This window comes from Komagataeibacter europaeus LMG 18890, from assembly GCF_000285295.1.
Classification (GTDB): Bacteria; Pseudomonadota; Alphaproteobacteria; order Acetobacterales; family Acetobacteraceae; genus Komagataeibacter; species Komagataeibacter europaeus.
Map to the genome: position 1 here is coordinate 99314 of NZ_CADP01000001.1, position 23199 is coordinate 122512.

The following is a 23199-nucleotide window of genomic DNA, read 5'->3' on the forward strand; positions in this document are numbered from 1 at the left end:
TTTTAGGGCATCATGCCACCCAAAATAAAACAGGGAGACAATACCCATGAACGACCAGGCTCGCGTAAACAAGACACCCCGTCCCGTCATGCTGGCCATCCTTGATGGCTTTGGCTGGCGCGAGGACCCGGCGGACAATGCCGTGCGGTCCGCCCGTACCCCGGCATTCGACCGGCTGTGGCAGGCGGGACCGCATGCCTTCCTCAAGACGTGTGGGGAGGATGTGGGTCTGCCGCAAGGGCAGATGGGCAATTCGGAGGTCGGTCACCTGAATATCGGCGCAGGCCGGGTGGTGATGCAGGAACTGCCGCGTATCTCCACCGGGCTGTCCGACGGGTCGGTGGCGCGCAGCGCGGTCATGCGCGATTTCATTGCCGCGCTGAAAAAAAGCGGTGGTACCTGCCATCTCATGGGTCTTGTCTCCCCCGGTGGGGTCCATGCCCATCAGGACCATGCCGTGGCCCTTGCGCGGATCGTGCGCGAGGCGGGCGTGCCCGTGACCTTCCATATCTTTACCGACGGGCGTGACACGGCCCCCCAGTCCGGCCATGGCTATGTCAGCCAGCTTCTGTCCGCCCTGCCCGACGGCGTGCGTGTCGGCACCGTATCCGGGCGGTACTACGCCATGGACCGTGACCGCCGCTGGGACCGGGTGGAAAAGGCCTATAACGCCATTGTCGCGGGCGATGGCCCCCATGCGGGCGATACGCTGGAAGTACTGGACCGCGCGTATGAAGCGGGCACCACGGATGAATTCGTGCCCCCCACCGTGATCGGGGAATATGGCGGCATGCGCGACGGTGATGGCGTGCTGAGTTTCAATTTCCGCGCCGACCGCATCCGCCAGCTGCTCGATGCCCTGCTGGAACCGAATTTTGATGGCTTCAGACGGGCACGGCTGGTCAACCTTGCCGCCGTGACCGGCATGACGCGCTACAGCGACCGGCTGGCGGGACTGATTACCGTGCTGTTCCCGCCGCAGGAACTGCATGACCTGCTGGGCGATGTGGTGTCGGCGGCGGGGCGTAAGCAGATCCGCATGGCCGAGACCGAGAAATATCCCCACGTCACCTATTTCCTCAATGGCGGACGCGAGGGCGAACTGCCGGGCGAGGACCGGGTGATGGTGCCCTCGCCCAAGGTCGCGACCTATGACCTGCAGCCCGAAATGTCCGCCCCGGAACTGACGGACCGCGCGGTGGAAGCCATCAACAGCGGCAAATACGACCTGATCGTGCTGAACTTCGCCAATGCCGACATGGTGGGCCACACGGGCGTGCTGTCGGCCGCGATCCGGGCGGTCGAGGCCGTGGACCAGGGGCTGGGCCGCATTGCGGATGCGATCCACCATGCCGGTGGCGCGCTGCTGGTCACGGCGGACCATGGCAATGCCGAAACCATGTTCGACCCCGAAACCAATGGCCCGCACACGGCGCATACGCTCAATGTGGTCCCGGTCGTGCTGGCCGGGGTGAAGGACGCGAAACTGCATGACGGGCGTCTGGCCGATCTGGCCCCCACGCTGCTGCAGCTTATGGGCCTGCCCCAGCCTGCAGCCATGACCGGCCATTCCCTGCTGGATGGGGCGACGCCATCCTGACATCCGGCCTGACCCTGACTGCCCGCTGGCGTGGCTGCATGGCCAGCGGGATCATCCTTGCCTGCTGCATGGCACCGTCGGCATGGGGCGCGCCCGTCGCCCACCATGCCGCGACCGGGACCGGTACCCATACCGCTACCCATGCGCCCACCGCGCGCGAACAGCGCATCCGCCAGCAGCTTGAAGCCGCGCGGAACGCGCGTGAAAACCTTGTCGCGCGCCAGCAGCAGCAGGCGCATGACCTGGAAGAACGCCGCAAGGTGGAACTCGAAGCCCGCGAACAGGCCCGTCAGGATGCGCAGAAGGCCGCCAGCCTGTCCGCCGCCACGGTCGACGCCACAGCCCGCCTGCAGCGTACCGAACAGCAGGCCGCCGACCTGGACAGCCGCATTACCGGCCTGCACACCGAACAGACGGCCCTGCGCCAGCAGCTTGCCCGTGAGGTCGCGCGCCTGTCGCCGCTGCTGCCACTGGCCGAACGTCTGTCGCTTTACCCGGCGGATACGCTTCTGGCCGTGCCCCTGCCGGCCGACCGGGCGGTCACCGGCCTGCTGGTCGTGCATGGCATGATGGGCGATATCGCCAGCCAGACCCGTGCCATCCATGACCGCCGCACCCAACTGGCCCGGCTGGATGGTGAACTGGCCCAGCAGCAGCAGCAGATGCGCCAGGTGGTCAGTGAACGCGAAAGCCAGCGCGATACGGTCAATCGCGCCGCCCACGCGGCGCTGGAGGCGCAGCAGCGGTCCAACGCCGCCGCCGCATCCGCCACGCAGGCCGTAGAAGAGGCCGCCCGTCGCGCATCCAGCGTGCAGGACGCCATTGCCCGGATCGAGGCGACGGAAGAACAGGCGGAAAAGAACCTGGAAGAAGCCGCCCGCGCCGCCGAACGCGCCCATAACATGCAGGCCGCCGCCGCCGCCCGCAGGCAGGCGCATGAAATGGCCACGGGGGCAGGCCCCGGCATTACGCCCGCCACCAGCGCCAGCGCCAGCGCGGGCGCGCCCGTGGCGGGCACGGTGCTGACCGCATGGGGCCACCCGACCGAAAGCGGCCCGGCCACGGGCATCACCTATGCCCCGCCGTCACGCGCGACCGTACGCGCGCCATGCACGGGACGCATTGATTTCGCGGGTGCGTTCCGCACCTATGGGCAGATGATGATCGTTGACTGTGGCAAGCATTACCGTTTCGTGCTGGCGGGACTGGGTGAAATTGCGGTGGCGGCGGGGCAGCAGGTCAGCCATGGCGCGGCAGTGGGACAGATGCCACAATGGAACGGCGGTGGCAGCAGGCCCACCCTGTTCGTGCAGCTGCGCCATGGGGGCGGCACCGTCAATCCGGCCCCCTATCTGTAATATGGGCACGAGACGGTTTTATCCGCATGCAGGTTGGGTATATGCTGCGCCCCCGTGACGGATGGGCAAGACCACGTTACAACGCAACGCGAAGAGTACATGCAGGCCAGCCAGATCATGATGGCAGGCATCCAGGAGACAACGACGCATGAAGTTCCGTAATGGCTTGCTGATCGGTTGCGCCTTTCTTGCAGGGATCGCGGCAGCACCGCAGATTGCACATTATTCAGCAGGCAGGTGGGGCGATATCGCCCCCATGGCCCATGCGGCGGACACTGTCTCCAAGGATGACAATTCCCCACACGAGATCGAACAGCTCATGTTCCTGTTCGGTTACGTGCTGGAAAAGGTGAAGGCCAATTATGTCGAGCCCGTCTCGACACGCGACCTGATCACCAATTCGCTGAACGGGATGCTCAGCGGTCTCGACCCGCACAGCTCCTACATGACGGAAAAGCAGTTCTCCGACCTGCAGGTCCAGACCAAGGGATCGTTCGGCGGCCTGGGGCTGGAAGTCCAGGGGGAAGACGGGCACGTGCGCGTCGTCTCCCCCATTGACGACACGCCTGCGGCCCGCGCGGGCATCAAGCCCGGTGACTTCATTGTCGCGATTGATGGCAAGAACATTGACGGGCAGCCGCTGGACCAGGTCGTGACCCAGATGCGCGGCAAGCCCGATACCCGCATCACACTGACGCTGATCCGTGAAAAGGCGCCCAAGCCCATCATTGTCACCCTGACCCGCGCCATCATCCCGCTGCAGGTCATCAAGTCCGCGCTGTACGACAATGTCGGCTATATCCGAATCGCGCAGTTCAACGAGGAAACGCAGTCCGGCCTGCTGGCCGCGTACAAGAAGCTGCAGGCCCAGACCCATAACAAGATGGCGGGCCTGATCATCGACCTGCGTTCCGATCCGGGCGGGCTGCTGACACAGGCGATTGACGTGGGGTCCGACTTCATCCGCAGCGGTGAAATCGTCTCCACCCGCGCCCGCCACCCGCAGGACAGCCAGCGCTGGGATGCCCACAATACCGACATCACCGGCGGCCTGCCGATTGTCGTGCTGATCAATGGCGGTTCGGCCTCGGCCAGTGAAATCGTGGCCGGTGCGCTGCAGGACCACCAGCGTGCCGTGCTGCTGGGTGAAAAGACTTTTGGCAAGGGATCGGTCCAGACCATCTTGCCCATCCCGGGCGAAGGCGCGATCCGCCTGACCACGGCGCGGTACTACACGCCGTCGGGCCGTTCCATCCAGGGGCTGGGCATCATGCCCGACATCCCCGTGCGTGAAGCCCATGACGATGCGGGCTACAGCATCCATGAAGCGGATCTGGCGCATATCATCAAGAACCGGGGCGGAAACACCGCGCAGGCCCCGTCGCGCACCGACCTGCCCGCAATCGCCAAATCCATCCCGGCACAGCCGCCTGCAAACTGGCCCACATTCGACCCGACCAAGCCCACGACCGACTTCCAGCTACAGGAAGGGCTGAGGGTCGTCCGTTCCATGGCGGGGCTGCCCGTTGCGGCTGAACCGCCAATCCATGATGACAGGGCGAAGGCAACCCCGGTGCCGTCCGCCTCCGTCCCGCCCAAGGCGGCAGCACCTGCCGCGCCAGCAGGCACGCCCGCGACGCCGACAACACCCGCCACCCCTGCCGCCCCGGCGGAAAAGGAAGGCCCCACGGCGCCATCCACCCCTCCGGCGACGGCGCCGGCCGTCCCTGCCCACCCCTGATCCAGCCGGAAGCCGCCGCCATGACCGACCTGCCCTATCGCCCCAATGTGGGGGCGCTGCTGTTCAACCGACAGGGCATGGTGCTTGTCGCGCGCCGCACCGACATGGAAGGCGCGGGCGGCCCACCGGACCAGGGTGTATGGCAGTGCCCGCAGGGGGGCATTGACGAAGGGGAAGACCCGCAGACCGCCGTCCTGCGCGAACTGCATGAGGAAATCGGCACCAATGCTGCCGAAATCATCGGCACCTACCCGGAATGGCTCAGCTACGACCTGCCCGCGCACCTGATTGGCAAGGCGCTGGGGGGACGTTACCGGGGCCAGACACAGAAATGGTTTGCCCTGCGCTTTACGGGACAGGATTCCGATATCAGGCTGGATACGCACCTGCCTGCCGAATTCGACATGTGGAAATGGGTCAGGCTGGAACAGCTGCCGCAGCTGAATGTCGGCATCAAGAAAGATATCTACACAAGGCTTGCGGCGTATTTCGCCCGCTACGCCGTGGCTGCCTGAGGCATAAGCCCCGCCTGCACCAGCGCGGTCATCGTCCTGCCCCGCAACAGGGGTGCCAGATCCAGGCCTGCCATATCCCCTGCCCCGATCCAGCGCAGTTCCGCAATTTCGGCGCTCGCGTCCGGCGCGCCATGCAACTGCCCGGTCCAGATGCGCGCATGAACGCTAAAGCCGGGCTCATTGGCCGCAACATCGACAAAGTCACCGGGCAGTTCCGCGCCCAGCGTTATGCCACAACCCAGTTCCTCGTGGATTTCACGCATCAATGCCTGTTCGGGCCGTTCCCCCGCATCGGGCTTGCCGCCGGGCAGCATGAAGGCGGTCGTGCCGCGCTTGCGCACGACCAGCAGACGTTCGCGCACGATCACCGCCGCACAGACAACCCTGATGATACCCGGCATATGTCCTGTCTCCTGCTGTCCCGGCAGCCTGTTTCAATACAAAAGTTCCTGGTGAGGCTTTTTTCAAAAAGCCTCAGGGAATGCCGCCTCCCTGAAAAAAGGCGACACCCGAAAACCTTTGCTATTTGTCCCCACCCTTGAGCGGCGACATGAGAAAACAGAAGGGTACGACAAGCATGCACCCGATGCCAAGGATCATGAAGACCTCATTATAGGCAAGGATGGCCACCTGCCGCTGGAATTCCTTGTACAACCGTCCCATGGCCACGTTATTCACCACCCCCTGCGCATAACCGCGCGCGACCGCGACCGCACGGCTGTGGGCCAGGTATTCGTTGAATGGCTGGTGATACGGCGTCATCCAATGGACCATCTGGTTCTGGTGCGCCTGCCGCAGTTCGGTCACCAGTGCCGTGGCCCCCGAAATACTGAGTGACCCCAGCACGTTACGCGCCATGCTGAACAGGGCGGACCCGTCGGCGTTCAGTTCGCGTGGCAGGGTGGCGTAGGTAATGGTGGCAATCGGCACGAACAGGAAGGCCATGGTGCCGGTCTGGCTCATGCGGAACAGGACCAGATGCCGGAAATCCAGATCGGGCACCAGTTGCGCCGACCACAGCATGGACACCCCCATCAGGAAAAAGCCGAATGCGATGATGTAGCGCAGCTGGATGTATTTCATCCCGATGCCCACCAGCGGGATCAGCACGATCACCACCATGCCGCCAGGCGACAGGATCAGGCCGGACATGGTGGCGGTATAGCCCATGATCTGCTGTGAAAACTGCGGCACGATAATAGCCGAGGAATAGAGCAGCGCCCCCACCGCACCCATAAGCCCCGTGCCCACCGCAAAATTGCGGTCCTTGAACACCCGCAGGTCCACAGCTGGGTTCTTCGCCCGCAACAGCCAGACAACCGCCCCCCCGATGCCAAGGAAGGCAAGGATGGCCATGACGACGATCATGCGCGAACCGAACCAGTCCTCGTCCTCGCCCCGGTCAACCGCCACTTCCAGACAGCCGAAGCCAATGGTGATCAGCCCGATACCCACGAAATCCAGCGGCGCCTTCTGCTTGCGCGCCCATGGCGGGTCCTCGACCATGATCGACACCGCGATCGTGGCCAGAATGCCCACCGGCACGTTGATGAAGAATACCCACCGCCATGAATAGTTATCGGTAATCCACCCGCCCAGTGACGGGCCAAGCACCGGGGCGACCACGGTGGCGATGGCGGTCAGGCCGAACGCCGCGGCCCGTTTGTCGGGCGGGAAGGTATCAAGGATGATCGACTGCTGGTTGGGCTGCAGGCCGCCACCAAAGAAACCCTGCATCAGCCGGAACATGATCAGTTCGGGCAGGCTGGTGGAAATGCCGCACAGGAAGGACGACAGCGAAAACATGGAAATGCAGATCAGGAAGTAATGCCTGCGCCCGAACAGCTTGCCCAGCCAGCCCGAGATCGTCAGCACGATGCCGTTGGCCACAAGGTAGGATGTCAACGTCCATGTCGCGTCATCATACGTGGATGACAGGTTGCCCGCGATATGCGGCAGCGCCACGTTGACGATGGTGGTATCGAGAATTTCCATGAAGGCGGCCACCGTCACGACCACGGCGATCAGCCATGGATTGTGTTTCGGTTTCCAGTTCGTGCCATCCGCCGCCCCGGTGGACGCTGCCTGCGCGCTCATTCCGTGTGGACCGTCGGTTCAACCGACAGGCCGATCGACAGCGGCAGGTCCTGTCGCAGCCCTTCGTCAATCAGGATCTTGACCGGTACGCGCTGCACGATCTTCACATAGTTGCCCGTGGCGTTTTCCGGCGGGAAGGCGCTGAAGGTCGCACCCGTGCCCAGCTGCAGCGAATCAACATGCCCCTTCAGCTTCAGGAACGGATAGGCATCAATCGCGATGTCCACCTTCTGGCCCGGACGCATGTGGGTCAGCTGCGTTTCCTTGTAGTTGGCCACCACCCATATTTCAGGTTCGACAATGGACACCACGGTCTGGCCAGCCGTGACATAGGTGCCACGTTCGATGTTGCGCTGGGAAATCCAGCCATCATGCGGGGCGCGGATCTGGGTCCATTCCACGTTCAGTTCCATCTCGCGCAGCCTGGCTTCCGCCTGCGCAAGCTGGGCCTGCTGTTCGGTCACGCGGGCCTCGGTGCTGGAAATATTGGGAATGACCGGCAGGGCGGTTTCAAGGTTGCCCTGTGCCTCAAGCACCTGCGCCTTGGCGGCATTCAGCGCCGCGGTGGCATAGTCGATATTCTGCTGCGATGTCGCCTCGCGCGTTACGCCATGCTGGCGGCGGTAATCGGTTTCCGCCTTGAATTCCTGCGCCTGCGCCTGTGCAAGCTGGCCCTGCGCCACCATCAGGTGACCGGGGAAGTTCTTTTTCGCGACTTCGGACAGCAGGCTGTAATTGCGCACCTGCGCACGCGCGATATCCACGGCCGCCGCCGCCTGGTCACGCTGGGCGCGCCAGTTGCGATCATCAATGCGGGCAATGACATCACCCTGATGGACAAACTGGTTGTCGTTCACCAGCAGTTCGGTCACGTAGCCGGACACATGCGGGGCGACCGCCACCGCGCGACCGGCGGTAAAGGCGTCATCCGTTTCGACTTCATTGCGGTGCAGGAACCAGTAAAGCCCACCCAGGACAAGCAGCGCCACCAGGCCACCGATCAGGATCACCTTGCGCCGGGGGGATGCTTCCTTGGCCTTTTCCTGCTCGTGCCCAGTGTCCTGTGCGGTCTGTCCGTCTTCAGCTGCCTTGCCTTCGTCCGCGGCCATCTGCTTCCCTCATCATCACTTTTATTGCAGCCCCTGATCCTGTCATCCACGCATTGACCGAACGGGTCGGTCAATCCATTGCACGAAGCTTGCAACACTTCAACCGCCATCACCGGCCCGGGCGCACATTCAGCGCAGTTTACAGCGTAAAGGCCTGATTGCGTACCATGCGGGCATACAGCCCGTTTTCATCCATCAGTGCATCATGCGTGCCACATTCCACCGCGCGGCCCTGCGCCATGACCACGACCAGATCGGCTGAACGGACGGTGGACAGGCGGTGGGCCACCACGATGGTCGTGCGTCCGTGGCGCAGATGCGTCAGGGCGTTCTGTACAATGGCCTCGCTTTCGCTATCCAGCGCGCTTGTCGCCTCATCCAGCAACAGCACGCGCGGGTTGCGCAGCAGGGCGCGCGCCAGCGCCACGCGCTGCCGCTGGCCACCCGACAGGCGCTGCCCGCCGGGACCAACCACCGTGTCATATCCCCGTGGCAGGGCCTGAATGAATTCATCCGCCGCCGCCGCCCGGGCCGCTGCACGCACCTGCCCGTCATCAGCCTGCGGGTTGCCCATGCGGATATTGTCCATGACCGACAGGTCAAACAGCAGCGTGTCCTGACTGACATAGGCGATCGCGTCACGCAGTTCCGACAAGATCAGGCGGCGCAGGTCCACGCCATCGAGCGTGATGCGCCCCCCCGATACGTCATGCAGGCGCGGGATCAGCGACAGCGCCGTGGACTTGCCCGCCCCCGACGGGCCGACAAGGGCCACGGTCAGGCCGGGACTTGCCACGAAATCCAGTCCCTCCAGCCCCATGCGCCCATCGGGATAACGGAACGTGACCCGTTCAAAGCGCAGGTCGCCCCCGCCGGGCGGCAGGTCGATCGCATCGGGCGCCTGCGCCACGGCCACGGGTTCGTCAATCACGTCAAACACGCGCTGCAGGCCGCCAAGACCTTCCTGCAGGGCGATATTGAGCGTGCCAAGCGCACGCAGCGGCCGCGCGGCCAGCAGCAGGGCCGCGACAAACCCGGAAAAATCACCCAGCGTGGCCCCGCCCTGCGTCGCGCGCCACCCGGCAAAGCCCAGCACGGCCGCAACCGCGATCCCGCCCAGTATCTCCAGCATCGGGTCCACGCGCGCACGCCCGCGGGCAATGCGCAGCAGCCCCGCATGCAGTCCGTCCAGTACATGCCCCGCCCGGCGTTCTTCCGCGTCTTCCAGTCGATAGACGCGGATGGTGCGCGACTGGCTGAAACTTTCGGTCAGCATCGCGCTCGTCTCGCCCACCTGTTCATGCACGCCACCGGACTCGCGGCGCAGGCGCTTGCCCAGCCTGCGCACCGGCATGGCCGCGATGGGATACAGCACGGCGGCAATCAGGCTGAGTTCCCAGTCCATGTACAGCATGGAGGCAATCAGCCCCACCACCGTCACGGCGTCACCCAGCGCATTGGTGGCGCGGATCATCGCCTCACGAATCGCCACGGCGTCGGTGGTGAAGCGGGCGGCGATCTGGGCCGGGGCCTCGGTTTCAATGCGCGAGATATCGGCATGGACCAGATGGTGGAACATGCGCTGCTGCAGGCCACGGATCACCAGCAGCACCAGCGACTGCACCGCGATCGACTGCCCGTACTGCGATATGGCCTTCGCCACCGTGATCACCACCACCAACAGCGGCACCTGATACAGGATACGCGGATCATGGTCGGCAAACATGTCCAGCGCACGCTGGATCACCAGCGGATACAGCGCACTGAATATGGCCATGAGCGCCGTCAGCACCATGACGGTCAGTATGCGCAGCTTGTGACAGGCCAGTTCATCATGCCACAGCCGTCGCATCAGGCTGCGTGACGACACCGTTTGCGTGGGTGCGGCCTGCCTGTCGGGCATGGGCGTTTGAATCGCGTTCATTAACCGGCCTATAGCCGCATGGCCGCCCAAAACAAAGGCCCGCGACACATGGTTACAAATTATGTCTCGGCAGGGGGACCGTCACGCAATACCCCATCCATGCGCGCCACACAGGCCGCATGACCTGCGGTGCAGCCATTTTCCAGCCACCATCGCCGCACCCGCGCCAGTACCCGGCCCACCATTGCGCCCGATGCGCGCCCGGTCGCCATGACATCGCGGCCCGCCAGCGGGAAGACCGGCTTTTCCATTGCTTCCAGCCCGGCCCGCAGGGCATCCCACGTGGCCGCCCGCTGTCCCGCCATGTCGGCCTGACGCAGCCATGTACGCCATGACAGGTCGCGCAACGCATGATCGGCCAGCATGGGCGCAAGCACGTCCGCCCCCATGCCGGGCAGCGGCACGGGTTCGCCGCGCGTCTGCGCCAGCGCCGTGGTAACGGCGCGCGACAGCTTCAGCCGCCGCGCCACCTCGCGCACATCCCCCGACACCAGGGCGGCAAGGCGCAGCACCGCATCCGCCGGTGCGCCACAGGCCAGCAGGCGGCCAAGGCGGCTGATGTCGTAGCCTTCGGGCAGGACATGGCCCAGCACACCGGCATCATGCATCTGGACCAGCGTGCGCGCCACATGCGGCCCGACAAGGATACGGCGCAGTTCCGACCACACCCGTTCGACCGACAGCCGGTCGATCATGCCCGACAGGGCGGCAATGGCGGCAATCGCTTCCGGTTCGGGCGCATCCCCGCCGTAACGGGCCTGAAAGCGGAAAAAACGCAGGATGCGCAGCGCATCTTCCGTAATGCGCAGCCGCGCATCCCCCACGAAGCGGATCCGTCCCACCGCCAGGTCTGCCCGCCCGTTGAAATAATCATGCACCACGCCCGCGCTGTCGCACGACATGGCGTTTATGGTGAAATCGCGCCGGGCCGCGTCCTCGCGCCAGTCACGGGTCCAGGCCACGGTGGCGTGGCGGCCATCGGTTTCCTCATCCCGGCGCAGGGTCGTGATCTCGAATGGACGCCCCTCCAGCACGGCGGTGACGGTGCCGTGCGACAGGCCCGTGGGCACCACGCGCATCCCCGCCTGTTTCAGCCGTGCCATCACCACATCGGGCGCAAGCGGGGTGGCAAGGTCGATATCCGACACCCCGCGCCCGCACAGCAGGTCACGCACCGCGCCCCCCACCAGCCGCGCATCGGGCAGGATGGACCATATCCGCGCAAGCTGCCCCGACACGTCCGGCATGTCCCGGCGCAGGCCATCAAGCGGGTTGATCCCGGTCATGGTCAGGTTTCGTCCGGCAGGGTCGACAGCGGGAAAAACACATGCTGGCTCCAGACCCCCAGGCAGGGCACGCCACGGCAGTTTCCTTCCACCGCCAGCGCGGCCAGTTCGTAATAGACCGGGCGCGCGATCCGTGCCTCGATCGGCAGCGCGCCATCCCCGTCACGCACATGCAGGTAGGGCACCGGCCCCGTGCCGCAGCCTTCGCACGGCACGTCCCACGCACAGCGAATCGGGTGATCCGGCCCCGCGCAGATCACCTGGTCCACATTGGTGCGGAACGACAGCACCTGCCCCCGCCCGCAGCCATGCCATTCCAGGTGGTTTGCGACGAAGGGCGCGTCCTCCACCTCAATCGTGCCCTGCTCGACCGGGGTCTGCAGGCGGTAGCCCCCCTGCGCGTCACGCCGCAGGGTGGATGCGAACAGGCAGACCATCGGCTTGCGACGGATGGGGGAGCCACGGTACAGCCATGTCCCGTCACGCCTGATCAGGAACGGCAGCGCGCCGCATGTGCCCGCCCGCCCCGTGGAAAGGGGGGGCATGGTCTCACCTGTCTCGAAATCGTCCATCAATTGCGTTAACCCGACACTATGGAAGCTGCTGGACTTGATATAGGGATCAACACCGGGTTGATGAAACCCCCGGACCTGTCAGACTGTTGGAATGATGACCATGGATGATACCCCTCCCCTCCATGCGGCGCCGCAGGCGGGCATGACATCTCCCTCCGCCCCCACGGGCGAACAGATTGCAGCCCAGGCCGAAAGCATGGGCGTGCGCCTGCGTGACGCACGTGCGGAAATCGGCCGCGTCATACTGGGGCAGGACCGCGTGATCGACCTTGTGCTGACATCCATCCTGTCGGGGGGGCATGCGCTGCTGGTGGGCGCGCCGGGGCTGGGCAAGACGCTGCTGGTCACAACGCTGGGTCACGTGCTGGGCATGGATGCGCGGCGCGTGCAGTTCACGCCCGACCTCATGCCGTCCGACATCCTGGGCAGCGAGATACTGGACGAGGACGAAAGCGGCCGCCGCAGCTTCCGCTTCGTGGCGGGGCCGGTCTTCTGCCAGTTGCTGATGGCCGATGAAATCAACCGCGCCAGCCCCCGCACCCAGTCCGCCCTGCTGCAGGCCATGCAGGAACACGAGGTCGCGATCGCCGGCACCAACCACCTGCTGCCCCGTCCCTTTCACGTTCTTGCCACCCAGAACCCGATCGAGCAGGAAGGCACCTATCCCCTGCCCGAGGCGCAGCTTGACCGCTTCCTCATGCAGGTGACGCTGGACTTTCCCGATGCCGGGGCGGAACGCGCCATGCTGCTGGCCACGACCGGCACCACAACGGCCACGGCCCGGCCCGTGCTGGCGGCCAGCGACGTGCTGGCGGCACAGGAACTGGTGCGCGCGCTGCCGGTGGGTGAACAGGTGGTCGATGCGATCGTGCGGCTTGTCCGCGCGGCCCGGCCGGAAACGACCGATGACCCGACCATACGCGAAGCCGTGGCGTGGGGCCCCGGCCCGCGTGCGGCGCAGGCGCTGATGCTGGCCACCCGCGCGCGCGCGCTGCTTGATGGCCGCCTGTCCCCCACCATCGAGGACGTGGCGGCGCTTGCCCACCCCATCCTTGCCCACCGCATGGCGCTGTCCTTTACCGCGCGGGCGGAAAATGTCCGCCTGGGCACGCTGATCGACACGCTGGTCGGACGGATCGGCTGACATTGCGCGCGGCCCTGTCCTTTCTCACGCGCCTGTCCGGGCGGACCCCACGGGACGCCGCCCGGACGCCCGCCCCATCGGGCCATGGCGGGGATGATGCCGGCTTCCTGCCCCGCCACCCGGTTTCAGCCACGGCGCTGGCTGATTCGCTCGCCAGTCGCCTGCCATCCCTGATCGTGGCGGCGCGTCGGATCGCGCAGAATGCGGGTGCTGGTCCCCACCCACGGCGCAAGGCCGGCACGGGCGAGGAATTCTGGCAGTACCGTCCCGCCATGTCGGGCGAGGCCGCGACCCATATCGACTGGCGGCAGTCGGCACGCGGGGACCGGGCATTTGTACGCGAACACGAAGCCCAGACCCCGCATACCATATGTATCTGGTGCGATAACAGCGCATCCATGCGCTGGCGGTCCGATGACAGCCTGCCGCTGAAGGCCGAACGTGCCTTTCTGCTGGCGCTGGCCTGCGCCGCCATGCTGCTGCGACAGGGGGAAGACATCCGCCTGCTGGGGCCGACCGGGGCGCCCCCGCTGCGCCTGCGCGGGCGGCAGGCGCTGGAACGCATGGCCCACGCGCTGATCGCCGCCCTGCGCGCCACGGCGGACGAACCCGCCCTGCCGCAGGCCGCCGCCATTCCCGCGCGCAGCCGGGTGCTGCTGTTTGGCGACGGGCTGTATCCCGCGACGCAACTGGCGGCCTTCCTGCGCGCGGCGACCGCACGGCAGGCGACCTGCACGCTGATCGAAGTGATCGACCCGGCGGAAACCGCCTTTCCGTATGAAGGGCATACCCGCTTTACCGGGCTGGAGGATGACACGACCGTGCTGCTCAATGGCAGCGCAGCCCTGCGCCATGACTACGCCGCGATATGGGCCCGCCATCAGGACCGGCTGCGCACCCTGTGCCAGGCGGCGGGCAGCCCGCCGGTGCCACACCTGACGGACCAGCCACCGGAAAAGGCCCTGCTGGCGCTGCACGCCCTGCCGGGCATGGGGAACAGGCCATGATGCTCCTTGCGCCATGGATGCTGCTGGGGCTGCTGGCGCTGCCCGTCGTGTGGTGGCTGCTGCACGCCCTGCCGCCCGCGCCACGCATACAGTCCTTTCCGCCCATGGCCCTGCTGCGCGCGCTCAACGCCCCGCCGCCGGATGCGACCTCCGCCCCGCTGTGGCGACTGCTGCTACGCTGTGCCGCCGTGGGGCTGCTGGTGCTGGGGCTGGCGCAGCCGATCTTTCCACGCGGGCAGGCGGGATCCGCTGATGCCGACTGCCTGATCGTGGTGGATAATGGCTGGGCTGCCGCGGGCACCTGGCCCCAGCGCATCCATGCGCTGGATGGCCTGCTGGATCACCTGTCGCGCACCGGGCATGGCGCGCGCCTGCTGCTGACCGCACGCAATGACGCGCTGGACCCGATGACGGTCCAGCCCACGCAGCAGGCACAGGTGCTGCGTGGCATGATCGACCCGCTCCTGCCCCGCGCATGGTCAGTGGACCGCGCCGCGGCCACACATGCGCTGGGGCAGCTGATGCAGCAGAACTGGCATGGGCCGGTCATCTACGTTGCTGACGGGCTGGCCACACCGGCGGATGCCGCGTTTGGTGCGGCACTGGGCAAAATCGGGCCGGTGCGGGGAATGTACCTGCCCGGTTCGGACATTACGCTGCTTGCGCCGCCGGACGGTGGTGAAAATGGCCTGGCCACCCGCCTGCGCGCCGTACCGCGCCCGCATGCGCGCACATGGCAGCTACGGCTTGAAACCACCACCGGGGGCACGCTGGCCCTTGTCCCCGCGACCCTGCCCGCGGGCAGCGACCATGTGGACATCACGCCCGACCTGCCGGCCGAACTGCGGAACAAGGTCGATCACCTGTCGCTGGATGGCGTGAACGGGCCCGGCGGCCTGCGCCTGCTGGATGAACGTGAACGCCAGCGCCCCGTGGGGCTGATTTCCAGCACATCATCCGACACGCCGCTGATGGGCAGCCTGTTCTACCTGCGCCGCGCGCTGCAGCCCACCGCCGAACTGCGCGAAGGGGATCTGGACACGCTGCTGGCCCGCCCGCTTTCGGTCATCATAGCACCCGACGGCACGCTGGGCAGTCCCGACAGCCGCAGGAAGGTGGAAGCATGGGTGCGCGGTGGCGGTACCCTGATCCGTTTTGCAGGCCCCCTGCTGGTCAAGGGCAGCGACAGCCCCGCCCCCGACCCGAAACCCGCCGATACGCTGCTGCCAGTCCCCCTGATGGGGGGCGAGCGGGTGCTGGGCGGCACCATGTCATGGAGCAGGCCCGAACACCTTGCCCCCTTCCCCGCGTCCTCCCCGTTCCATGACCTTGACATCCCGGGCGACGTCACGGTGTCGCGGCAGGTCCTGGCCCAACCCTCCACCGATCTGGACAGCCATAGCTGGGCGCGGCTGACCGATGGTACGCCGCTGGTGACCCATGCCGCCCTCGGGGCGGGGCAGGTCGTGCTGTTCCATGTCACCAGCACGGCGGAATGGTCCAACCTGCCGCTGTCGGGGCTGTTCGTGGGCATGCTGCAGCACCTGATTGACGAGGCATCGGGGATCGAGACGCCAGCAGGCGCCACCCTGCTGGCCCCATACATGACGCTGGATGGCGATGGCGCGCTGGTGACGCCGCCCGCGGGGGCGCAGGCGCTGCGGGCCGATGCCTTTGGCCACACGGTCCCCACACCGGAACACCCGCCTGGACTGTATGGCCCGCGCAACAGCCGCCGTGCGCTCAACCCCGGTGATGGCCCGGCCCCGCTTGTGGCGCAGGACACCATCGGCACGGCGTCTGACCTGCGCGGTCAGGTGCCTGATCTGGCTATCGGACCGCTGCTCATGGTCCTGGCCGGCCTGCTGCTGGTCGTGGATGGCGCGATAAGCGTGCTGCAGCGCGGGCGGAAATGGGCCCGCCGCGCGACGGTCGCCGCGCTGGCGCTGGCCTGCATGCCGCACGGCCACGCGCATGCGGCAGACATTCCCGCCGACGTGCCGCGCGCGGCGCTGGAAACCCGGCTGGCCTACATCATCACCGGGCATGCGGATGTCGATGATGTCTCGAAGGAAGGGCTGCAGGGGCTGTCGGATTACGTCAATGCCCGGACCTCCGCCGTGCTGGGCCACCCTGATGGCGTGGTGCCGGAACGCGACGACCTGTCTTACTATCCGCTCATCTACTGGCCGGTGACGGCGGATGCCACAACCACGCCCGCCCGCACGGCGGCGCTGAATACCTACATGCGTCATGGCGGCATCCTGATGATCGACACGCAGGGACAGGATCCCGCCACGGCAGGCGACGGTGCGGGCAGCTATACCGGTTCCGCCCCCGGCACGGCGGCGGCCCTGCGGCGCATGACGGCGGGGCTGGATATCCCGCCCCTTGCACGGATGGATAACCACCATGTGCTGTCGCGCACGTTCTACCTGCTGCACGATTTTCCCGGCCGGTATGACGGCATGCCGGTATGGGTGGCGCAGGAAGGCGACAGCACCAATGACGGCGTCAGTCCCGTCATCATCGGCAGCAATGACTGGGCGCACGCATGGGCGGTGGATGACAGTGGCAATACCCCGTATGCCCCCGTGCCCGACGGTGCGGAGCAGCGCGTGCTGGCCTACCGTTTCGGGGTCAATGCGGTGATCTATGCGCTGACGGGCAATTACAAGGCGGACCAGGTCCATGTGCCTGCCCTGCTGAAACGGCTGGGGGAATGATGGGCATGCCCGACCTGTCACGCCACATGATGGCATTCAGCCCGCAGGTGCCGCTGTGGTGCATCTACATGTTGCTGGCCGCCGTGACCGTCATGGCGGTTGCGGGTCTGGCGCGCCGGGTGCGCGGCAGCATGTGGCGGCTTCTGGCTGGCCTGGGCGTGATCGCGTGGCTGTGTGACCCGCAGCGCATTACCGAAACATGGCATCCGTTACCTGAAACCGCGCTGATCGTGGTGGACCAGTCGGCGTCCATGTCCGAACGCAACCGGGGCGACATGGCGCGCAACACCACCGAACGCCTGCAGGCCGAAATGAACCGCGTGCCGGGGCTTGTCCCGCGCATTGTCACGCTGCGCGAGGCCCGGCATGGCGGCACGCGGCTGTTTGGTGCGTTAAGGCAGGCGGCGGCGGATATCCCGCCTTCCCGCCTTGCGGGTGCTGTGCTGGTGACCGATGGCGAGGACCATGACATCCCCGCCAGCGTGCCCGACATGCTCAACCCCGATGACGGACACGGCCACCGCACGCTGCTGCCGCTGCATGTGCTGCTGACCGGCAGGGGAGAGGAAACGGACCGCCACCTGCGCGTGCTGCAGGCCCCGCCATTCGCCATCGTGGGCAAGGATGTCACCATCCGTGTAGAAATCGATGATCAGGGCGCGCACCCGGCCCCGGACGCCACCACCCAGCTTACCCTGACACAGGGCGATGGCACGACCTTCTCGCGCCCCGTGCGGATCGGGCAGCCACAGGACATCACCCTGCCCGTCACCCATCCGGGCGAGATGCTGGTCGGCCTGTCGGCCCCGGAACTGCCTGGCGAGGTCTCGACGCGAAACAACCATGATGTCGTGCGCATAAACGGCGTGCGGGACCGGCTGCGCGTGCTGCTGGTGTCAGGCACGCCCAACCAGGGCGAACGGGTATGGCGGCGGCTGCTGAAGGCCGACCCGTCGGTTGACCTTGTCCACTTCACCATCCTGCGCCCGCCCGACCGTGATGACGGCACGCCGCTGTCGGACCTTGCGCTGATTGCCTTCCCGGTGAACGAACTGTTCCAGCAGAAGATCGATCAGTTCGACCTCATCATCCTCGACGGGTTTGAAAACCGGGGCATCCTGCCCGAAGCCTACCTGCGCAATATCGTCAACCACATCCGCGCGGGCGGCGGGCTGCTGCTGATCGGGGGGCCGGAATTCCTGACCCCCGGATCGCTGCAGGACACGCCGCTGTCGGATATCCTGCCCGCCCATGTGGCATCCGGCGATGGCATGACCGTGCGCCGCTTCCGGCCTGACCTTACGGAAACCGGCATGCGCCATCCCGTGACCTCCGGCCTGCCGGGGGCGCCTGACAGGGCGGGCGCGCAACCGGGATGGGGACCATGGTATCGCGGGCTGCGCACGGATTCCGCCAATGGCGAGGTCTTGATGACCGGCCCGGACCAGCAGCCCCTGCTGGTGCTTGACCATGCAGGCAAGGGGCGCGTCGCCTTCCTGCTGTCGGATCAGGCATGGCTGTGGTCGCATGGCGAAGGCGGCGGCGGACCGCAGTCGGAACTGCTGCGGCGGATTTCACACTGGCTGATGAAGGAGCCCGATCTGGAGGAAAACCAGCTTGAAGCCGCAATATCGGCAGGGCAGATGACCATCACGCGGCGTTCGGTCACCGCCGGGCCACCGCCGGTTGTGCACGTGATCGGCCCCGATGGCGCCACGCAGGACATCACGCTGGAACCCGCGGGCAATACCGGCCTTGCCCGCGCCCGCCTGCCCGCGCGACAGGAGGGGATATGGACGGTGCGCGATGACGCGGGCCATGAAGCCTTTGCCGCCCCGCGCATGGAAGACCCGGTTGAATTTGCCGACCTGCGGGCAACGGCGTCCCTGCTGGCGCCCATGGCGGCGGCAACCGGCGGGGGCGTGCACTGGCTGGGTGATGATCCGCAGGCCCCGTCCCTGCCGCGGGTGGTCATGGAAAACGGACGTGTCAGTTCGACAGCCGACCGGTTTGCCTTTCCCGCGCGCAACGCCCACAGCGTATCGGGACAGCAGGCCGCGTCCATGCTGCCTGCCTGGGCGGTGGGACTGTTCGTGCTGGTCATGCTGCTGCTGGCATGGTGGCGGGAAAGCCGTTCCTGACAGAAAGATGATTAGGCATCGCATCCGCCGCAATTTTGCGGTAATCACCAGAACTGTCGGGTGGCATGCGGCCGTTTCGCATGCCTGGTCGAACGCTCGCTCACTCTCGGGACAGGACATGATTTCCAGATCCGGTATTTATCTTCTTGCCGCCGCCCTGTTCGCAGGCGTCCCCTGCCTGTGCATGCCCCTTCACATGGCGTACGCACAGGATGCCGACGAAGCGGAAGCCGAGGGCGAGGCCGCTGAAGCCGCGAAAAAGGCCGAAGCCCGCCGCGCGGCCAAGGCAGCCGCCCCGCCTGCCGCCCTGCCCGGCGCGGAATCGCGTGAAGAAGAACATGGTCACGCCAGCGCGGACATGAACCCGACCGATGCGCTGTTCGACGCCATCAACCGTGGCAGCCTGGGCGCCGCGAAGGAAGCCCTGAACCGGGGCGCGGACATGACGGGCCATAACGTGCTGGGGCAGACGCCGCTGGACATGGCGATTGACCTGAACCGCAACGACATCACCTTCCTGCTGCTGTCGATGCGTACCTTCTCGGATTCGGACCCGCACTTCGCATCGAACAGCCTTGCGGAAGGCGAGGATGACACGCCACCGCTGACCATGCCGCGTCATGCCTCCACCACCGCCACCATCGACCACCGTTATGACGCATCCGGCGGACATGCCGACCCGTCCATCGGGTTCCTCGGCTTCGGGGGCAGCTAGAAGACGTTTTTTGGTGAAGCTTTTTTGGAAATAACGGCGACACCCGAAAAACTTTTATTCTTTAATCAACACGTTATTTTCAAGCATCGCCTGGCGGGTTCAGTCGCGCTTCCATGGCCATGATTTCCTGCACGATCTGATCCGGGGTGCTGGCGCCACGGCCGCGCGTATCGGTCAGCAGGATGAATTCAACGGTCATCGGGCGCGCCGAATAACGCTGGCGGCTGACGCGATAGCGTTTGTAGCCACGGGTAAAGACCCGCACATCGCCGCGTTCACAATTCGCACGGACCATATCGTGCAATGGAATGAAGCCATCGGTGCTGTAGCTGGTGGCGATCCAGCGCGTATCCAGCACAGATAACAGGTCGCGATAGGCCGCAAGCGCCTGCCGGCGGTGGTTGTACGGGCTACGCCGCTGCGTGCGCCAGTCCTGCCGGATCGCGGCCTTGTCGCGTCCCGTGATCTTTGGCGCAAGGTCGGGCTGGTCCCACAGCGTGACCGTATTCAGGACATGGTAATTCGCGCCGTACGGGTGCTGGTTGTAGGGCGGGTCCACATAGGCAATGGCCGCCTCCCCCACCTGTCCGGCCAGTTGGGTGGCAAGGGCGTGCGCATCCATCCGCACGACCGTATTGTCGCGTCCATTATCGATAAAACACGCGGGCTGCAGATGCAGGTCGGCTGCGATGCGGTACAGCGCCGTGCCGGTACGCCCGCCCCAGCCGCGGTGAAATCCCTTGAACAGGCCGCTGGTATTGCTGTTGTAGCTGGCGCTGTACAACAAGGGGGCAAGCAGGCAGGCCTTCTGCCCGGCATCCAGCAGCCCGTCATGATCCCATTGCGCGATCCGTTCGCGGATGGCGTCAATGCGCATGCCATTCTTGCGCATGTAGAACATCCGGTCACGCGCCGTATCATACTGCACGTCATCATCGGGGCACAGGTGACGGGTCACCCACCCTTCCCGTGGTGGCAGGGCATTCAGTTCGGCCATGACCTGCGCATAGTCGCGGCCACCGTGGAAACACGGCGGTGCAGACGTGCCGACATGGCAGCGGTTCAGTACCTCGCTATACGGTTCCCAGTCATTGGTCAGAACACGGAAACCAAGCCATTTGGCCAGGCGGGAGACAACGCCGGTGCCCGCAAACAGGTCCACGAAATCGGTCCGGGCGGGAATTTCTTCCGTGGCGGCGATGGCCTGCGCGATCAGGCCCAGCAGTTTACGCTTGTTTCCGATATAGGGAATAAGCTGGCTGTACAGGTAGTCATCGGTCTGCAGGGCGGAATGGCGGGCCGCGTTCCATTCCATCGCGGGCAGGCCATGCGGGCCGCCATGATCCGGGCGCCGGTTCACGCCGCCATGTCCATGAATGTTGCTGTCCGCCCCTGCCCCATTGTTCAGGAGGCGACGGCTGCCTGCTCCGCCCGGATTTCACCGCGCAGCACATCAAGCTGGGTCTGCTCGCCCTCACGCTCGAAATACCAGAAGGTCCAGCCATTGCATGACGGCGCATTGGTCAGCAGCGCACCCATTTTATGGATCGACCCCCGGTGCCGTCCACTGACCAGCGTACCATCGGGCGATACGGTGGCGCGCACCCGCTTCTGCCGGTCCGTAAGCACCGTGCCCGCAGGCACCATGCCCCGTTCCACCAGTACGCCAAAGGGCACACGCGGGCTTTCGCGCCGGGCGGGCGTGGTCTGCACGCTGTCCAGGGGCACGGGCTTTTCACGCCGGGCGCGGCCGATCGCGGCCTCGGCATAATCGGGATGGCGCTCGATCCCGATAAAGCGGCGGCGCAGCCTGCGCGCCATGGCGGTGGTGGTGCCGGTGCCGGTAAAAGGGTCCAGTACCACGTCATCCACATTGGTTGACGCCACCAGCACGCGATGCAGCAGGCTTTCCGGTTTCTGGGTGGGGTGCAGTTTCAGGCCATGTTCGTTACGCAGCCGTTCGCCACCGGTACATAGCGGCAGATACCAGTCCGAGCGCATCTGCACATCGTCATTGAGCGCCTTCATCGCCTGGTAATTGAAGCGGTAACGACTGTCCGGCCCCCGTGCCGCCCAGATCAGCGTTTCATGCGCGTTGGTGAAACGGCGGCCCCGGAAATTGGGCATGGGATTGGACTTGCGCCAGATCACGTCATTGAGGATCCAGAACCCCAGATCCTGCAGGATCGCGCCAATGCGGAAAATGTTATGGTATGATCCGATCACCCATATCGTGCCGTCCTTGCGCAGCACGCGGCGCGCTTCGGTCAGCCATGCACGGGTGAATTCGTCATAGGCCTGAAGGTCGGTGAATTTGTCCCAGTCATCATCCACCCCATCGACAACGCTGTCATCGGGACGGCGCAGTTCACCCTTCAACTGCAGGTTGTATGGCGGATCCGCGAACACGCAGTCGATCGACCCTGCGGGCAGGGTGCGCATCATCTCGACACAGTCCCCCCGCAACACCTGGTCCAGGGGCAATTCCATCATAACCGCACCGCTCATGAATTGTTCAGCATGATGGCTGCTCCGCGCTTTGGGGTGAAGAAGGGGAAACGGAAGCCTGCATGATGCGGCGCACCGTGCCGAACGCCGCGCGATGGTGGGGGCTTACGCCATCCGCCATCAGGGCCGCGCGGTGGATCGCGGTACCATAGCCCGCGTTGCGGTCCCAGCCATAGCCGGGCCAGCGCCGGGCCAGCCGTGTCATCAGCCGGTCGCGCACGACCTTGGCCACCACGGACGCCGCCGAAATGGACAGGCTGATCGCATCACCCCCCACGACGCATTGCGCCGGACACCCGAAATCGGGTGCGGCGTTTCCATCAACCAGAACCAGTTCAGGGGATTGCGGCAGGCGACCGACCGCACGCTGCATGGCGATCCATGAGGCGCGGAGAATATTGTAATGTTCGATTTCAGCGACGGATGCGCCCGCCACCCCGATCAGGACACCGGGGGTGACGTGCAGCACGTCATAAAGCTGCTGCCTGACTTTCGGCTTCAGCTTTTTTGAATCATCCAGCCTGTCCGCCAGCGCGCCCGGAACGCCCGACAGGAACATGACCGCGGCGGCGATGACAGGTCCGGCCAGCGGGCCACGACCTACCTCATCCACACCGGCGACACGTCCCCCATGGGCGTTTTCAAGCGCGTAATCGGGCATCCATTCCTTCCTGATCGTATGCGAATCGGACCATGATGGCCCGATTCGCATCGAATTTCCGTTCTGGAAGGATGGAAACCATTTTTATGCAG

18 protein-coding genes are annotated in these 23199 nt (G+C 65.6%); 9 read left to right on the top strand and 9 right to left on the bottom strand.

The window, feature by feature from the left end; genetic code table 11:
* Positions 1–46 precede the first annotated feature (46 nt).
* The 4 genes from gpmI (at position 47) to GEU01_RS00540 (ending at position 5214) form a co-directional block, all read left to right on the top strand.
* Positions 47–1600 (top strand): 2,3-bisphosphoglycerate-independent phosphoglycerate mutase, encoded by a 1554-nt coding sequence (gene gpmI, locus GEU01_RS00525; RefSeq protein WP_019084527.1) that lies wholly within the window; start codon positions 47–49, stop codon positions 1598–1600.
* Between the two features lie 38 nt (positions 1601–1638).
* The gene (locus GEU01_RS00530; protein WP_019084528.1) at positions 1639–2958 is read left to right on the top strand and encodes a murein hydrolase activator EnvC family protein; all 1320 of its coding nucleotides are present in this window, start codon (positions 1639–1641) and stop codon (positions 2956–2958) included.
* A 148-nt stretch (positions 2959–3106) separates the two neighbouring features.
* Positions 3107–4699: a S41 family peptidase gene (locus GEU01_RS00535; protein ID WP_019084529.1), complete on the top strand. Its 1593-nt coding sequence runs from the start codon at positions 3107–3109 to the stop codon at positions 4697–4699.
* A gap of 20 nt (positions 4700–4719) precedes the next feature.
* Complete coding sequence (locus GEU01_RS00540) at positions 4720–5214, top strand: RNA pyrophosphohydrolase (protein WP_019084530.1); 495 nt, start codon at positions 4720–4722, stop codon at positions 5212–5214.
* Here GEU01_RS00540 and GEU01_RS00545 read toward each other — a convergent pair.
* The 6 genes from GEU01_RS00545 to GEU01_RS00570 form a co-directional block, all read right to left on the bottom strand.
* Positions 5196–5615 (bottom strand): NUDIX hydrolase, encoded by a 420-nt coding sequence (locus tag GEU01_RS00545; protein ID WP_019084531.1) that lies wholly within the window; start codon positions 5613–5615, stop codon positions 5196–5198. The two genes, GEU01_RS00540 and GEU01_RS00545, sit on opposite strands and share 19 nt — an antisense overlap.
* Before the next feature lie 121 nt (positions 5616–5736).
* On the bottom strand, positions 5737–7311 hold the full coding sequence (locus GEU01_RS00550) for a DHA2 family efflux MFS transporter permease subunit (protein ID WP_019084532.1): 1575 nt from the start codon (positions 7309–7311) through the stop codon (positions 5737–5739).
* Positions 7308–8420, bottom strand: coding sequence for an HlyD family secretion protein (locus tag GEU01_RS00555; protein WP_010506644.1), 1113 nt, complete (start codon positions 8418–8420; stop codon positions 7308–7310). The genes GEU01_RS00550 and GEU01_RS00555 overlap by 4 nt, the downstream gene beginning before the upstream one ends.
* Positions 8421–8559: 139 nt before the next feature.
* Positions 8560–10323: an ABC transporter ATP-binding protein gene (locus GEU01_RS00560; RefSeq protein ID WP_019084533.1), complete on the bottom strand. Its 1764-nt coding sequence runs from the start codon at positions 10321–10323 to the stop codon at positions 8560–8562.
* A gap of 80 nt (positions 10324–10403) precedes the next feature.
* Positions 10404–11630 carry a CCA tRNA nucleotidyltransferase gene (locus GEU01_RS00565; RefSeq protein WP_019084534.1) on the bottom strand — a complete coding sequence of 409 codons (1227 nt, stop codon included), beginning with the start codon at positions 11628–11630 and terminating at the stop codon, positions 10404–10406.
* Between the two features lie 2 nt (positions 11631–11632).
* Positions 11633–12202, bottom strand: a complete 570-nt coding sequence (locus GEU01_RS00570; protein WP_010506650.1) for a DUF1285 domain-containing protein — start codon at positions 12200–12202, stop codon at positions 11633–11635.
* 94 nt (positions 12203–12296) lie between these two features.
* Here GEU01_RS00570 and GEU01_RS00575 point away from each other — a divergent pair, with 94 nt between their 5' ends.
* From GEU01_RS00575 to GEU01_RS00595, 5 genes are all read left to right on the top strand, one after another.
* Complete coding sequence (locus tag GEU01_RS00575) at positions 12297–13349, top strand: AAA family ATPase (protein WP_010506651.1); 1053 nt, start codon at positions 12297–12299, stop codon at positions 13347–13349.
* 2 nt (positions 13350–13351) lie between these two features.
* Entirely contained in the window at positions 13352–14356 is a 1005-nt protein-coding gene (locus GEU01_RS00580; RefSeq protein ID WP_019084535.1) for a DUF58 domain-containing protein, read from the top strand.
* On the top strand, positions 14353–17082 hold the full coding sequence (locus GEU01_RS00585; RefSeq protein WP_019084536.1) for a DUF4159 domain-containing protein: 2730 nt from the start codon (positions 14353–14355) through the stop codon (positions 17080–17082). Before GEU01_RS00580 ends, GEU01_RS00585 begins: the two co-directional genes overlap by 4 nt.
* Positions 17079–19223 carry a VWA domain-containing protein gene (locus GEU01_RS00590; RefSeq protein WP_019084537.1) on the top strand — a complete coding sequence of 715 codons (2145 nt, stop codon included), beginning with the start codon at positions 17079–17081 and terminating at the stop codon, positions 19221–19223. The genes GEU01_RS00585 and GEU01_RS00590 overlap by 4 nt, the downstream gene beginning before the upstream one ends.
* Before the next feature lie 118 nt (positions 19224–19341).
* Entirely contained in the window at positions 19342–19938 is a 597-nt protein-coding gene (locus tag GEU01_RS00595) for an ankyrin repeat domain-containing protein (protein ID WP_010506660.1), read from the top strand.
* A 79-nt stretch (positions 19939–20017) separates the two neighbouring features.
* On the opposite strand, the gene GEU01_RS00600 is transcribed toward GEU01_RS00595, so the two are convergent.
* The 3 genes from GEU01_RS00600 to GEU01_RS00610 are packed head-to-tail and all read right to left on the bottom strand — an operon-like array spanning position 20018 to position 23107.
* The gene (locus GEU01_RS00600) at positions 20018–21298 is read right to left on the bottom strand and encodes a DNA adenine methylase (RefSeq protein WP_019084538.1); all 1281 of its coding nucleotides are present in this window, start codon (positions 21296–21298) and stop codon (positions 20018–20020) included.
* Positions 21299–21342: 44 nt separating this feature from the next.
* The gene (locus GEU01_RS00605) at positions 21343–22446 is read right to left on the bottom strand and encodes a site-specific DNA-methyltransferase (RefSeq protein ID WP_026018378.1); all 1104 of its coding nucleotides are present in this window, start codon (positions 22444–22446) and stop codon (positions 21343–21345) included.
* A gap of 7 nt (positions 22447–22453) precedes the next feature.
* Positions 22454–23107, bottom strand: coding sequence for a ribonuclease HII (locus GEU01_RS00610; protein WP_010506667.1), 654 nt, complete (start codon positions 23105–23107; stop codon positions 22454–22456).
* Positions 23108–23199 lie beyond the last annotated feature (92 nt).